15 protein-coding genes are annotated in these 13,439 nt (G+C 57.7%); 6 read left to right on the plus strand and 9 right to left on the minus strand.

From position 1 onward, the window contains the following. Positions 1 to 119: 119 nt before the first annotated feature. Positions 120 to 1,439: a prephenate-dependent tRNA uridine(34) hydroxylase TrhP gene (gene trhP, locus B2W52_RS05710; protein WP_273070677.1), complete on the minus strand. Its 1,320-nt coding sequence runs from the start codon at positions 1,437 to 1,439 to the stop codon at positions 120 to 122. A gap of 158 nt (positions 1,440 to 1,597) precedes the next feature. On the opposite strand from trhP, the gene B2W52_RS05715 reads away from it, so the two are divergent. Next, positions 1,598 to 1,954 (plus strand): helix-turn-helix transcriptional regulator, encoded by a 357-nt coding sequence (locus B2W52_RS05715; protein WP_014578227.1) that lies wholly within the window; start codon positions 1,598 to 1,600, stop codon positions 1,952 to 1,954. Positions 1,955 to 1,960: 6 nt separating this feature from the next. On the opposite strand, the gene fabB is transcribed toward B2W52_RS05715, so the two are convergent. Beyond that, on the minus strand, positions 1,961 to 3,172 hold the full coding sequence (fabB, locus tag B2W52_RS05720) for a beta-ketoacyl-ACP synthase I (RefSeq protein ID WP_273070676.1): 1,212 nt from the start codon (positions 3,170 to 3,172) through the stop codon (positions 1,961 to 1,963). Positions 3,173 to 3,183: 11 nt separating this feature from the next. Next, positions 3,184 to 3,693 carry a bifunctional 3-hydroxydecanoyl-ACP dehydratase/trans-2-decenoyl-ACP isomerase gene (gene fabA / locus B2W52_RS05725; RefSeq protein ID WP_008169354.1) on the minus strand — a complete coding sequence of 170 codons (510 nt, stop codon included), beginning with the start codon at positions 3,691 to 3,693 and terminating at the stop codon, positions 3,184 to 3,186. 290 nt (positions 3,694 to 3,983) lie between these two features. On the opposite strand from fabA, the gene B2W52_RS05730 reads away from it, so the two are divergent. Continuing rightward, positions 3,984 to 4,499, plus strand: a complete 516-nt coding sequence (locus B2W52_RS05730; protein ID WP_273070674.1) for an SRPBCC family protein — start codon at positions 3,984 to 3,986, stop codon at positions 4,497 to 4,499. An 8-nt stretch (positions 4,500 to 4,507) separates the two neighbouring features. Here the strand turns inward: B2W52_RS05730 and B2W52_RS05735 are convergent, their stop codons facing one another. Further along, entirely contained in the window at positions 4,508 to 5,692 is a 1,185-nt protein-coding gene (locus B2W52_RS05735; RefSeq protein WP_273070671.1) for an NnrS family protein, read from the minus strand. 122 nt (positions 5,693 to 5,814) lie between these two features. On the opposite strand from B2W52_RS05735, the gene B2W52_RS05740 reads away from it, so the two are divergent. Beyond that, complete coding sequence (locus B2W52_RS05740; protein WP_041645567.1) at positions 5,815 to 6,186, plus strand: SirB2 family protein; 372 nt, start codon at positions 5,815 to 5,817, stop codon at positions 6,184 to 6,186. Between the two features lies 1 nt (position 6,187). Here B2W52_RS05740 and B2W52_RS05745 read toward each other — a convergent pair whose 3' ends face one another. Further along, complete coding sequence (locus B2W52_RS05745) at positions 6,188 to 7,009, minus strand: ion transporter (RefSeq protein WP_273157020.1); 822 nt, start codon at positions 7,007 to 7,009, stop codon at positions 6,188 to 6,190. 211 nt (positions 7,010 to 7,220) lie between these two features. Between B2W52_RS05745 and B2W52_RS05750 the strand changes: the two genes are divergently transcribed. Continuing rightward, positions 7,221 to 7,703, plus strand: a complete 483-nt coding sequence (locus B2W52_RS05750; protein ID WP_273069452.1) for a hypothetical protein — start codon at positions 7,221 to 7,223, stop codon at positions 7,701 to 7,703. 24 nt (positions 7,704 to 7,727) lie between these two features. On the opposite strand, the gene B2W52_RS05755 is transcribed toward B2W52_RS05750, so the two are convergent. Both B2W52_RS05755 and B2W52_RS05760 read right to left on the minus strand, forming a co-directional pair. Next, complete coding sequence (locus tag B2W52_RS05755) at positions 7,728 to 8,186, minus strand: EVE domain-containing protein (RefSeq protein WP_273069450.1); 459 nt, start codon at positions 8,184 to 8,186, stop codon at positions 7,728 to 7,730. A 101-nt stretch (positions 8,187 to 8,287) separates the two neighbouring features. Beyond that, entirely contained in the window at positions 8,288 to 9,649 is a 1,362-nt protein-coding gene (locus B2W52_RS05760; RefSeq protein WP_273069448.1) for an MFS transporter, read from the minus strand. Between the two features lie 309 nt (positions 9,650 to 9,958). On the opposite strand from B2W52_RS05760, the gene B2W52_RS05765 reads away from it, so the two are divergent. Further along, complete coding sequence (locus tag B2W52_RS05765; RefSeq protein ID WP_008175475.1) at positions 9,959 to 10,420, plus strand: universal stress protein; 462 nt, start codon at positions 9,959 to 9,961, stop codon at positions 10,418 to 10,420. A gap of 46 nt (positions 10,421 to 10,466) precedes the next feature. Beyond that, positions 10,467 to 11,969 (plus strand): MFS transporter, encoded by a 1,503-nt coding sequence (locus tag B2W52_RS05770; RefSeq protein ID WP_008175473.1) that lies wholly within the window; start codon positions 10,467 to 10,469, stop codon positions 11,967 to 11,969. A 105-nt stretch (positions 11,970 to 12,074) separates the two neighbouring features. Here the strand turns inward: B2W52_RS05770 and B2W52_RS05775 are convergent, their stop codons facing one another. Together B2W52_RS05775 and B2W52_RS05780 are read right to left on the minus strand one after the other, a co-directional pair. Further along, positions 12,075 to 12,491, minus strand: coding sequence for a globin (locus tag B2W52_RS05775; protein ID WP_053112978.1), 417 nt, complete (start codon positions 12,489 to 12,491; stop codon positions 12,075 to 12,077). 162 nt (positions 12,492 to 12,653) lie between these two features. Then, positions 12,654 to 13,439, minus strand: a 786-nt coding sequence (locus B2W52_RS05780) for an MFS transporter (protein ID WP_414673479.1), incomplete at its 5' end; no start/stop codon positions are given.

Raw genomic sequence — 13,439 nt, forward strand, 5'->3', positions numbered from 1 at the left:
CGCCAAGCGGGATTGCCTCCCAAAACACGCCGTGAACCCATCCCTGGGGGCTCGGCATTGCCATCCATGGCAATGCACGGTTTTGGGAGGCAATCCCGCTTGGCGCCTCAGACTAATTGCTAGTCGCCGGTAGCCAGGAGTCTGGTGAGGTAGCTGTGCTCCAGAGTTTGTGGAAGATTAGCCGGTTTTGGAATCCGCACGATATGCCCGCTGCCCGGCGCATAGTCCATGGCCTGGCCGTTTCGGTTCTCCATGACATTAGCCGAGAACCGGATGTTGCCGGCCGGGCTGATCAGTTCCAGTTGGTCGCCGGGGGCGAATTTGTTCTTCACGTCTATGGTCAGCCACTGGTCATCCTTGCCGGTAATGGTGCCAACCACCTGCTGGGTGCCAAGGAATGAGGAGCCCTGTTCGTAGGTCTGGTATTCCCGGGGCATATGGCGGCGCAGGAAGCCTTCGGTATAGCCCCGGTTGGAGAGGGCTTCCAATTCGTCCATCAGGTTCATGTCGAACGGCTTGCCCTGCATCGCCTCGTCGATGGCACGGCGGTAGACTTGGGTAGTGCGTGCCACGTAGTAGGTACTTTTGGTTCGGCCCTCAATTTTCAGGGAATGAACGCCCATCTTTGCCAGTTCAGCAACGTGTTGAACGGCTCTCAAATCCTTTGAGTTCATGATGTAGGTGCCGTGCTCGTCTTCATAGGCGGGTATGAATCCGCCCGGGCGGTTGGGCTCTTCCAGCAGGATTTCTTTCGGTGCCACTTCCTGTACGTCGCCGCCGCCACAGGTGGCGATCAGGTCGCCGGTCTGGTCGTGGCCGTGCTGGACCTGTTTGTAGTTCCAGCGGCAGGCGTTGGTGCAGGCACCCTGGTTGGCGTCCCGGTGGTTCATGTAACCCGAGAGCAGGCAGCGGCCAGAATAAGCCATGCACAGGGCGCCGTGAACGAAGACTTCGAGCTCCATCTCCGGGACCCGTTCGCGGATCTCGCGAATTTCATTCAGGGCCAGTTCACGGGAGAGGATGACTCGGCTGATTCCCTGACGCCGCCAGAACTCTACCGTGGCCCAGTTCACCGCGTTGGCCTGTACTGAAAGATGGATGGGTTGGTCTGGCCATTTTTCCCGCACCAGCATGATCAGGCCGGGATCTGACATGATCAGCGCGTCGGGTTTTTGTTCCAGTACTGGCGCCAGATCCCTCAGATAGGACCGCACCTTGTCGTTGTGAGGTGCTATGTTGGAGACAAGGTAGAACTGTTTGCCCAGTTCGTGGGCCCGTTCAATGCCCGCGCCAAGCGCTGCAACGTCTTTGAAACTGTTGTTTCTTACTCTCAGCGAATAGCGCGGCTGGCCGGCGTAGACCGCATCGGCGCCATAGGCAAAGGCGGTTTCAAGGTGTTCGGGGGTGCCCGCGGGGGCGAGCAGTTCCGGGGTGTTCATAGTGGCTCCGGGCGATTCTGAAAACGGGGCATTCTGCCGCATGCCGTCGGCCGTTCCCTTGATCCTGCTCAAAGGTCTTATTGATTGTTTTCGGCTAACATGTGTACGCTCACGGTTCGGACTTTTCGGGCCGAAGCGTTGCAAAGGAGGAATTCAGGATGGCATCAAAGCCTCTGACGCCAGAGGTGGCGCGGGCTTCGCTGAGTGTCAGGGTCAGTTCCCTGATCAGTGTGCAGCTTGCTCGTGGCAAAGTTGGTGTGGAAGTCGTGGCGTCGCAGTTGCATATGAGCCGCTACACGTTGCACAAAAAACTGAAGCGTGAAGGGCTGACATTCGCCCGTTTGCTTGAGGATGTTCGCCGCAGGCAAGCGCTGACCTACATGCAAGACAGGACCAAACCGCTGGTGGAGATTGCCGAGCAGCTCGGTTTTTCGGAGTTGAGCGCATTCAGCCGGGCTTTCAAGCGCTGGATGGGAACATCCCCGGCTGAATATCGCTCTGTCAGGCTTTCCTGATCCGGATCAGACCTTTTTGAACACCAGAGAGGCATTGGTGCCGCCAAAGCCAAAGCTGTTGCTCATCACCAGGTCCAGTTTCTGGTTATCCATGCGTTCCCGAACGATCGGGTAGCCTTCGGCCCCTTCATCAAGGTCCTGGATATTTGCCGATGGAGCAATAAAGCCGTCACGCAGCATGATGAGGCTGTAGATAGCCTCATGCACGCCCGCCGCGCCAAGAGCGTGGCCGCAAAGGGGTTTGGTGGAGCTCAGCGGCGGGATCTTGTCGCCAAACGTCTCTTTCAATGCTTTCAGCTCGGTGATGTCTCCGGCCGGGGTGCTGGTGCCGTGAGTATTCACGTAGCTGATTTCGCCATCCAGGTTCTTCATTGCCTGCTTCATGCAGCGCACTGCGCCCTCGCCACTCGGGGCAACCATGTCGGCGCCATCGGAAGTTGCACCGAAGCCGACGAGCTCTGCCAGGATGTTTGCGCCCCGCGCTTCTGCGTGCTCCAGCGCTTCAAGGGCCAACACACCGCCACCACCAGAAATCACGAAGCCGTCCCGGTTCGCGTCATAGGTGCGTGACGCCAGTTCAGGCGTGTCGTTGTATTTCGTCGACAGGGCGCCCATTGCATCGAACAGCAGGCTCAGGGTCCAGTGGATATCTTCGCCTCCGCCGGCAAACATGACATCCTGGCGCCCGAGAGCGATCAGATCGGCGGCATGGCCGATCGAATGCGCGCTGGTAGCGCAGGCAGAGGTGATGCCGTAGTTGATGCCGCGAATGCCAAATCCGGTTGCCAGTGACGCGTTGATCGCACTGCCCATGGTGCGCGGCACGCGATAGGGCCCGACACGGCGGATACCGCGGTCGCGATGGGTATCGATGGAATCCAGCAGCTCAACCGTCGAGGCGCCGCCCTGGCCAAAGATGATACCAGTGGTGTCGGCCTTGATGTGCTCATCGGTCAGCCCGGCCTGCTCGATAGCCTCAAGCATCGCCAGATAGGTGTAACCGGAAGCGGGGCACATGAAACGCCACAGTTTCCGGTCAATCAATTCGGGCAGGTTCAGGTTGATCTGGCCGCAGATGTGGCTGCGCAGACCATTGTCCCGGGCTTCTTCGCTAAAGCCGATGCCAGAACGGGATTCCCTGAGTGACTGTGCGACTTCCTTCTGGTTGGTACCAAGGCTGGAAACAATGCCCATACCGGTGATTACAACACGACGCATCCTGTTAACTCCTAAAAATCATCGGTCGAGGTGAACATGCCGACCCGCAGGTCTTTGGCTGTGTAGATTTCCCGGCCATCTACTTCCATCCGGCCATCGGCAATTGCCATGGTCAGTTTGCGCCTGATCACGCGTTTGAGATCCAGACGGTAGGTGACTTTCTTGGCCGTCGGCAAGACCTGGCCAGTGAACTTCACTTCACCGGCGCCCAATGCGCGGCCTTTCCCTTCACCGCCACCCCAGGCGAGGAAGAAGCCTACCAGCTGCCACATGGCATCGAGGCCGAGGCAGCCCGGCATCACGGGATCATCAACGAAGTGCACCTTGAAGAACCACAGGTCCGGATTGATGTCGAGCTCCGCTACCAGGCTGCCCTTGCCGTAGAGGCCGTCGTCGTCCGCAATGTGCGTGACGCGGTCAAACATCAGCATCTCGTTGATGGGCAGGCGCATGGAGCCGGGGAAGAGCTCGCCATGGCCGCATTTGATCAGGTCTTCTTTATCAAAATGATCCGGGTTCATAGTGCCAGTGTCTCTGTTACAAAATGATTTCCTCATACTTTAGCTCGAATTTCGCGAGGAGCTATTGACCTTTAGTGGATGATTGCCGGTTTGAAGTTCCCGGATTTTGTCTGTTTACCCCGTTTGATGGTCATCAAGGTGGTCNNGTGGATGATTGCGACCGGAGAGTTCCCCGATTTGGCCGGATTCCCCTGTTTGATGGTCATCAAGGTGGCTTTGCGGCCCGTTGAATACACTCTTCCCGAGTCTGTCTCCGTTTATCCGGAGTTCGATATTGGTAAGGAGGATCTATGTCCGGGAATGAGGAAACCATTGAAGGCAGTGTTCGGCGCAAGGGGGACCGGGTGATGGTTCACCTGGAACGGGAGATCGGGCACGGGCCGGAAACGGTCTGGAAGATGCTGACCGATTCGGTGTGTCTCGCCGAGTGGCTGGCACCGGGCACGCTGGAGGCGAGACAGGGTGGTCGCGTTCAGCTGGATTTTGGCAACAGTGGCATGCCGATTGACTGTCGGATCACGGATTGCCAGCCGAATCGCCGCCTGGCCTATTCCTGGAGCTCCAACGATACGCCGGAACGTCCGTTGATATGGGAGCTTGAGCCCACCAGCGAGGGAACCCGACTGTCCCTGAGCCTGCTGTTGCCCAACGACGATCTGGTGCCCATTGCCTGCGCTGGCTGGGATGCGCATCTGGAAATGCTGCTGGCGGCACTTGAGGGAATCAGTATTCATTTTCCGGCCGCTCGATTTCGGGAAGCGAGGGCGAGGTTCGAGGAACTGGTCAGGGAGCAATTAGCCGCCTGACCAGCGGCTCAGCCTTCGCGGCCATCCGGCCTTGGGCTCGCCAGGATTCCGGTGTAGCGGTAAAGGAACACGCCGAAAGCAAACAGCCAGAGCAGTGTGCTGCTGCCAATGCCGGGGTGCCAGGGGATAAATTCAAAGGCGGTAAGTACCCGAATCAGCGCCGCCAGATGGATCGCAAGGAACGCAAGCACCATGCCTTTGGGCAGCACCAGTGGCCTGCCGCTGTGGCCGAGGGCGACTCGGGCAATAACTCCGAGAATGAGGCACGCGACCGCGCCGGTTCCGGCGGCGTGACTCCAGGCGTTGGAAGGCCAGCCTGCGAACAGTGTGCCCGCCAGCAGGAACAGGGACACCGGCACCCACAGTATGGACAGGTGCAGGATCCAGAGCAGTGGTTCCTGGCGAACCAGCCAGCCTTTCCAGCCAGCAAGACGCACCAGCATAAGCACACCAGACAGCAGGGCCAGCACACCGGTCACCGTTTGCCAGCCCGTGACCAGTGATGCCATCAGGAGAATCAGGCTGAACACCGTTGCCATATCCAGTGCGGGCACCGTTTTTACAGCGGTACTGTCGAGGCCCCGCTGACGCAGCCATCCGGTTGAAAATGCCGGAGTGATGCGACCGCCGATAATGCTGATCAGTGCCATGGCCATGATCAGAGCGCCATAGCTGAAGGCCATCTCGAGCCGGGTTACAAATCCGATCTGCATCAGCCAGAGCAGACCGAGTACCACCATGATCATCAGTTGCCGCTTTTGCCGCGCGTGCCAGATTCGCCAGCCGGCATCCACCATCACCAGGGGCAGGAATGCCAGATTCACGCCCTGAACCAGCCAGTAAGGCAGGTCAGCACCGGTTGCCAGCAGTACACGGCCGGCCAGCCAGACGCCCCAGAGCAGCACCAATCTGAATCCATGAGTTCGTTCTGTCTGGGTCCAAACACACACTGCGGTTAACAGGAACCCCGCGATCGCTCCCGACAGAAAGCCAAACAACATCTCGTGCTGGTGCCAGAATAACCCGGGCATGGCCAGTGGAAGACTGATAACACCATTGACCTGCATCACCCAGAGGGGAATGACGGCAAGGGCCAGAACGGTCATGGACAGAAAGAAAATCCGAAAGGGGTAGGAAAATAATTGGCTGACGCTGACCGGCGCCCGTTCAGGGGAAGTAGGAATGGCCCGCATAGATGTCTCCCATATACATGTATTCTGTGTATATGTTAAACCCTGACAACCGCGTTAACCATACCTGCTTGTAGGTAGATTGCGTACAATGCGGCAAAACGCCTGTTAACTAAGGAACTTTCATGACCGCGTACATGATTCTGAAACACCTGCACGTGACCACCGCGTACCTCACCATCACACTCTTTGCCCTGCGTCTGCTCCTGGACGCCGTCGGAAGACCTGGGTGGCGACAGACACCGCTGCGGTTTATTCCCCACATCAACGACACCATTTTGCTGGTGGCGGCGATCTCTCTGGTTTTTGTGGCCGGGTACGCTTCGGCCATGCCGGGTTGGCTGATTGCCAAAATTGTCTTACTGGTCGGCTACATTATTGCTGGCGTGTTCGCTCTGAAAACCACCCTCGGAAAGCCCGTTCGAATTTCCGCGGCGGTACTGGCCCTGGTGCAGGTTACGGCCATTCTTCATTTGGCCCTGGCCAAGCCGTTCTGAGTCAGCGCTTTTCGCTGATCTGCTTCGTCAGCTCCGCCAGTTGTACCTGAACGGCCTGGAGCTGGCGGGCAATTTCGTCCCGCTCATCGTGGGCCTTCTGGGCCTGCTTGGCGTTCTGCTCCTCACTCATAACCTCCAGGATTGCCCCGATCATCATATTCAGGAAAACAAACGCCGTCAGGAATATGAAGGTGATGTAGAAAACCCAGCTCAGCGGATACTGCTCCATGGTGGCGTACATCACATCCGTCCAGTCCTCGAAGGTAGCCACCCGGAAGAGTGTCAGCATGGCAATGGCCACGTCGCCCCAGAGCTCCTCGTCCACGCTGGCGAAGAACATCGAACCCATGGCCGCGTAAATGTAGAAAATGATGAACATCAGCAGGGCGATGTAGCCCATGCGCGGAATCGCTTTTAACAGCGAGTTGATCAGGAACCGGAGTTCCGGAACTACAGACACCAGGCGCAATACCCGGAACACCCGCAACAGACGCCCCAGCAACACCGCTTCGGAGTTATCCAGAGGAATCAGGCTGCCGATTACCACCAGGGTGTCGAACAGGTTCCAGCCGTCGAACAGAAATCGCTTTTTGTTGGCGCATACACCAAACCGGAACAGGATTTCCACCAGGAAAAACAGGGTGATGGCGTTGTCCATGACGATCAGCGATTTTTCCACCAATGGCGGCAGATCATAGGTTTTGGCGCCAATGGTCAGTGCCGACAGGATGATGATGGTAATGACTGCGCCCTGAAAAACCTTGCTGGACTCAATGCGGCGGAGTTTCTCGAAACCGGAGGCGGGGCTTATTTGGGACGACATGGCAGACTTCGGCTCCAGATAATTCGGGGGGAGGGCGGAATTCTAAAGGGCTGCGACGGAATTGGATAGCCTGAATGATGGTCGGACGCCCCTGACAGCGAAGCGGCCGTAAGTAATAAGCATGATTTATTCGGCTTGATCAGAAATATTCATTCGTGCGATGGGCAAACCCTTCCCACAATCAGGTCACAAACAACAATACCAAAAGCGAGTGACATTCCATGGAAGACAGACCGGAGTTAGCCGGCTGGCGCTGGGGCTGTTCACCTTCCGCGTGCCGTTTTACCACACGCGCCTGTGCTGGTCCGAGTTCCTGCAGGGGCTGTTTGTTTCTGCCGCCACAGGCCTGGCATTGATCCCCGTGATGACCGCCTTCTTTGGCCTGAGTTTTGAAGAAGCCGTTGCACTCTCAATGATTCACGCCTCCCTGATTGCCTCGATTGCGGCGCTCAAGCGGGTCTTCGTGGATGACGCCGAACGCTTTCTGCTTGAGCAGCCAATTGCCACGGGTCTTGCCTGCGCCTACATCGCCATGTCGATTCCGAGGGATAACGCGTCCCGGGGCACGGTGGTTCTGATTGGCGCCGCGCTGGCATTCTTTGAACCCTGGATGGGGCTGTTGATTGGCGTTGTTGCGACTCTGGCACTGGTGGGCTGGGACCGTAGCCCGGATCCGATTCCTCACGACGAGTGACGCGCCGATGGCAGATCCCTGGTGTCAGCCCGCCTGGCTCAGGATGATCTGCCATTCCTCCTCGCCCACGGGCATCACAGAGAGCCGGTTACCCTTCCGGACTAGAGGCAGGTTTTCGAGCCCGGCCATGGATTTCAGCTCCTCTAGCGGGATCAAACTTGGCAGGGTGCGGACATACTTCATGTCGACAGCCTGCCAGCGAGGCTTTTCCCTGGTGCTCTTGCCATCGTAGTAGGGCGATTCCGGGTCAAACTGGGTTGGGTCCGGATAGGCGCTGCGAATAACCGTCACGATGCCGGCAATCCCGATGTGCTTGCAGCTGGAGTGGTAGAGGAAAACCTCGTCGCCCTCCGCCATTTGGGCCAGGAAATTCCGGGCCTGGTAGTTACGCACTCCGTCCCACGGGATCACACCGTCCGGGGCTTTCGCAAAATCTTCTATGCCGCATTCTGCAGGTTCTGATTTAACCAGCCACTTGGCCATGATGTTTCTCCCATTTACCGAATCAGCCTCATTCCAGTCCCCGCGATTATACGAAAAAGCCCCGCAGTGCGGGGCAACGAGGGGCAATCAATCAAGCGGCGTCAGGATTGGCCGGCTGTTGGCGGTGGCGCCAGAGGTTCTTTGGGTTTTTTGCGGTTCAGTGGATAAAACAGCTGTGGCGAGGCCAGTTCCGGCAAATCCGTTCTTTCCTCGTTGGCGGCCCACTCCACCCGCTCGGCAGAGCGGATCGCGTAGTGCATCCACGCCAGGGCAGCTGCGACGATCACAAACATCAGCATAAAGCAGCTCTGCCAGATGCCCGTAAGGTCGTTCAGTACGCCGAAGGTCAGTGGCAGGATAAATCCTCCGAGCCCGCCGATCATGCCAACTACACCGCCTACGGCGCCGACATGCATGGGGTAGTAAACCGGAATGTGTTTGTACACCGCTGCCTTGCCCAGGGACATAAAGAATCCGAGGATAAAGATCAGCGCCACGAACATGGGCAGGTTCATGGCCAGGGTAAAGCGGATATCACCATCAATTCCCTGAACCACGTAATCGGTGGGCGGATAGCTCAGCAGAAACGTGCACAGAACCGACGCTCCGAAGGTCCAGTACATCACCCGGCGGGCGCCGAAACGGTCCGACATCCAGCCGCCCAGAATCCGGAACAGGGAAGCAGGGATGGTGTAGAGCGCGGCAATGATGCCGGCGGTTTTGATGTCCAGGCCGTAGACGCCAATCAGGAAGTGCGGCAGCCAGAGGGCCAAAGCCACAAAGGCGCCGAACACAAAGAAGTAGTACAGGGCAAAGCGCCAGACCCTCAGCTCCCGTAGGGGTTCCATCTGCTCCAGGAAGGTTTTGGCCTTGCTGCCAGCCCGCTCTGCGGCCAGGGGATCTTCCTTGGCCAGCAGAATGAAAACGACGCCCATGATCGCCAGCACCGTGGCGTAGATCTGCGCGGTGCTTTCCCAGCCGAATGCCACCAGCAGGAACGGGGCCCCGAAATTGGTCACCGCTGCGCCCACGTTGCCCGCACCGAAAATGCCCAGGGCTGTGCCCTGCCGCTCCGGTTCAAACCAGGCCGCTGTGTAAGCCACCCCCACGATAAAGGCACCGCCTGCCAGGCCAACGCCCAGAGCCCCTACCAACAGCATGAGGTAAGTGGTTGCGAAGGTGAGCAGGTACACGCAGGCGGCGGTCGTAAGCATCAGAATGCCGAACACCCAGCGGCCGCCGTACCGGTCTGTCCATATTCCCAGGAAAAGTCGACTTATCGAGCCGGTGAGAATCGGGGTCGCCATCAGCAGCCCCAGCTGGGTATCCGACAGCCCGAGATCCTCGCTGATGCGGATCCCGATGATGGAGAAAATGGTCCACACCGCGAAACACAGTGTGAAGGCAAATGTGGATAAACCGAGCGCACGGTATTGCGCTGGCTTTGACGGGGTATTGGCCATGCTCCGCTCCCTCCGCTTGCTCATCAATTGAGGTCTGAAAACACTTCTTAAACCTTACCAAAACCAGGGTTTTTCCATGCGGGGCATTGGAGGTACCTCCTGCTGGGTGCAGTGGTGGTAGGCAATCAGAGGGTTTTGGGGGCAGGGGGATAGACCCCTGATTGCTCTGGTGGGGTACGCGCTCTCAGCGTTGATTTACGTCAATTATGGGCGGCCCCGGAGTGTGGGCTAATGCTGACAGATATCAATGGATGCCCCTTGAAATAGCCTTTGAAAGGGTACCGAAAGCGCCCTTTGGAGAACTCAAAAATGAAAATCATGATTGCCTACGACGGCTCGCGAAATGCCAGGTTGGCGCTGGCCCAGACCATCACCATGTTCCGCGACCTCAAACCGGTCATTACCCTCGTGGCCGTTGCCGAAAACCCCCGCGACATCACCTCGGGAAACGAGGACATGTTCCAGGAAGAGTTGAACGATCTGAAAAAGCACATCGCCGAGGCCATGGAGGTGTGTGAGCAGGAACAGATCTCCGTCGAAAACATGCTTCTGGAGGGCGACGCCCGAAAGATGTTGCTGTTCGCAGCGGAGAAAAAGGTTCATCCGGACATGCTGGTTATCGCCCGCCACAGCCATGAGCCTGACGGCGGTTTTATTGCCCGCTCACTGACTTACTTCGTGGACGAACTGGATTACATGACCTTCGGCAGCGTGAGTTCCTTCCTTGCCCGTCGCATCCAGTGCCCGCTTCTTATTCTGCCCAGCCGTTGAGTCTGGCTATAACCGTTTCTGTATCTGAAAGCCCAGGGAGGCTGACATGAAAGTCGCAGACGTTTTCCACGTCAAAAATCCGGAAGTCAGGGCTCTGCACCTGACCTGGATCGCATTCTTTATAACTTTCTACGTGTGGTTCAACATGGCGCCGCTGGCATCCAGTATGCTCAAAAGCGTCAACTGGCTCACCGCGGATGATCTTCGCCTGTTTGCCATCGCCAACGTAGCGCTGACCATACCTGCCCGGATTATCGTGGGCATGGCCCTGGACCGCTTCGGCCCCCGCCGGGTGTTTTCGGTACTAATGGTATTGATGGCCATCCCTGCCCTGGTATTTGCGTTCGGCAACACCATGACCCAGCTCCTGGTCAGCCGCCTGGTGCTCAGCTCCATTGGTGCCAGCTTTGTGGTGGGTATCCACATGACCGCCATGTGGTTCAAACCGAAAGACATCGGCTTTGCCGAAGGCTTCTATGCCGGTTGGGGCAATTTCGGCTCGGCCGCTGCGGCTATAACTCTGCCAACCATTGCACTGCACATGTACGGTGGTGAAGACGGCTGGCGCTGGGCCATCGCCCAGAGCGCAATCGTGATGGCGGCGTATGGTGTGTACTACTGGTTTGCGATTACCGACGGCCCGGCGGGCACCGTTCATCGCAAGCCGCGCAAGGCCGTGGCTCTGGAAGTCAGCAGCTGGGGGGACATGATCAAGTTGATCCTCTGGACCATTCCCCTGGTGGGCGTTCTGGGCATCCTGGTATGGCGAATCGAGAACATGGGGTACCTGAGTGCGACCGGAGCCGCTATCTGTTACGCGGTGATCGTGGCCATTGTCTGCTATCAGATTATCCAGATTCTCCGGGTTAATATTCCCTTGCTGAAACAGGGTGTGCCCGAGGACGACAAGTACCCGTTCAACAGCGTTGCAGCTCTGAACAGCACCTACTTCGCCAATTTTGGTGCCGAGCTGGCGGTGGTGTCCATGCTGCCGATGTTCTTCGAGGAAACCTGGAGCCTGAGTGCGACCGCAGCCGGCCTTATCGCTGCCTCCTTCGCTTTCGTGAACCTGGTGGCACGCCCAATGGGTGGCCTGGTTTCAGACCGTATGGGCAACCGCCGGTTTGTGATGCTCAGTTACATGTTCGGCATCTCGGTGGGCTTCGCGCTTATGGGCCTGATGAACTCTAACTGGCCGCTGATTATTGCCGTGGGTATTACCGTATTCACCTCGTTCTTCGTGCAGGGTGCCGAGGGCGCCACCTTTGGCATCATACCCTCTATCAAGAGGCGCCTGACCGGCCAGATCTCCGGCATGGCGGGCGCTTATGGTAACGTGGGTGCGGTGGTGTACCTGACCATCTTCACCTTCGTAACCCCGACCCAGTTCTTCTACATCATTGCCGGTGGCGCGTTTGTCAGTTGGTTGCTGTGCATCATGTGGCTGAAGGAGCCGGAGTCAGGCTTTGCCGACGAATACCAGGTGTCCTCTGTGGATCTCCAGATCGAAGAGGAAGAGCGTCGCCGGCAGGCTGCCGCTACCAGCTAACCCGGAACGGTTGAAGAAAAGGCCGCCGAGGCATTGCCCGGCGGCTTTTTTGCGTTTGAAGGGACATCATTTTGGGGGCCAGGCCTGTCTTACTATGACCACGGATCAGAAGTGGTCGTAGCCGAATTTCATGTAGGTGATTCCAGGGCTCAGAACCAACCGCCAGGCCAGTTCGATATCGTCGCTGCACTCCTGGTCATAGGCTCTTACGGTGTCCGTCAGGCAGTCGAGCCAGAGGTCGTAGAGGTAGGGCTTGATGCTCAGATGGCGGGCGCTGTGCAGGCAGGCAATTCGATGAAGGACATCGTCAACGTTGCCGCTGGCGTAAAAGGCTACGAGGCTGAAAAAGGATTTCTTCAGCATACTCCGCTGAACGGCCATATCGGTATTGCGAAACAGTGCCCGGACCTCGGGAGAAGACATCAGGAACCGGCGATAGAAGCCTTCAAAGAAGTCAGGCACCTCGGGTGGGGTCTGTAGGACACGCTCGTAGCTCGCGTCGAATAGCTCTTCGAAGGACATGGCAGGCTCCCTGGTTCTCTTGGGATTAAATCCAATATCCTGAATCTAGCATTTGCCAGCGTGCGCGTCATTTTGTGCAGGTAAGGAGGTAGCCTTTGATGGAAAGCAGGCATAAAAAAACCGGCGCCCTTCACGGACGCCGGCTGTTACTTGAACCCTGTATCAGGGGTTCTTGATGTACGCATCCTTGCGCAGGTAGAACCACCAGTTAACCACCAGACAGAGTGCGTAGAACACCGCAAAGCCGTACATGGCCACCTCTGGGGTGCCGGCCTGGATTTCCTGGCCCATCACCCTGGGGGCGATAAACGCGCCGTAGGCGGCAACCGCAGAGGTCCAGCCCAGAACCGGGCCTTTCTGCTGCTGGTTGAAGATGAAACCGATGCTGCGGAAGGTGGAGCCGTTACCGATACCACTGGCCGCAAACATGATGATGAACAGGATCAGGAACGGTGCAAAGTAGGCGTTCGGATCAGTGGAGTTGTAGGCCAGCATCATCACGTAGCCGGTGGCCACGGAGGCTGCGACCATCACAACCGAGATGATCTGGGTAACGATGGATCCACCCACCTTGTCGGAAATCCAGCCGCCCACCGGGCGAATGAGCGCGCCAACAAACGGCCCCATCCAGGCCCAGGTCAGTGCGCTCGGCGCATCAGGGTTGACCACACGGGTTACCGTGCCATCGGCTGCCACTTCCATCATGTTGCCGAAGATAACGGTAATGGACAGCGGCAGGGCAGCGGAGAAGCCGATGAATGATCCAAAGGTAAGGATGTAGAGCACGGTCATGGACCAGGTGTGCTTGTTGCTGAAGATTGCAAACTGGGCCTGGATGTTGGGCTTGATATCGCCGGGGATCAGCCGCAGAAGAATCAGTGTGAGCACGATGGTCAGGGGCAGGGCCAGCCACATGTTCAGCACGCTGAGGGCCCAGACGCCTGCGAT

The sequence above is a fragment of the Marinobacter sp. UBA2498 genome (assembly GCF_002341575.1).
GTDB lineage: Bacteria > Pseudomonadota > Gammaproteobacteria > Pseudomonadales > Oleiphilaceae > Marinobacter > Marinobacter manganoxydans.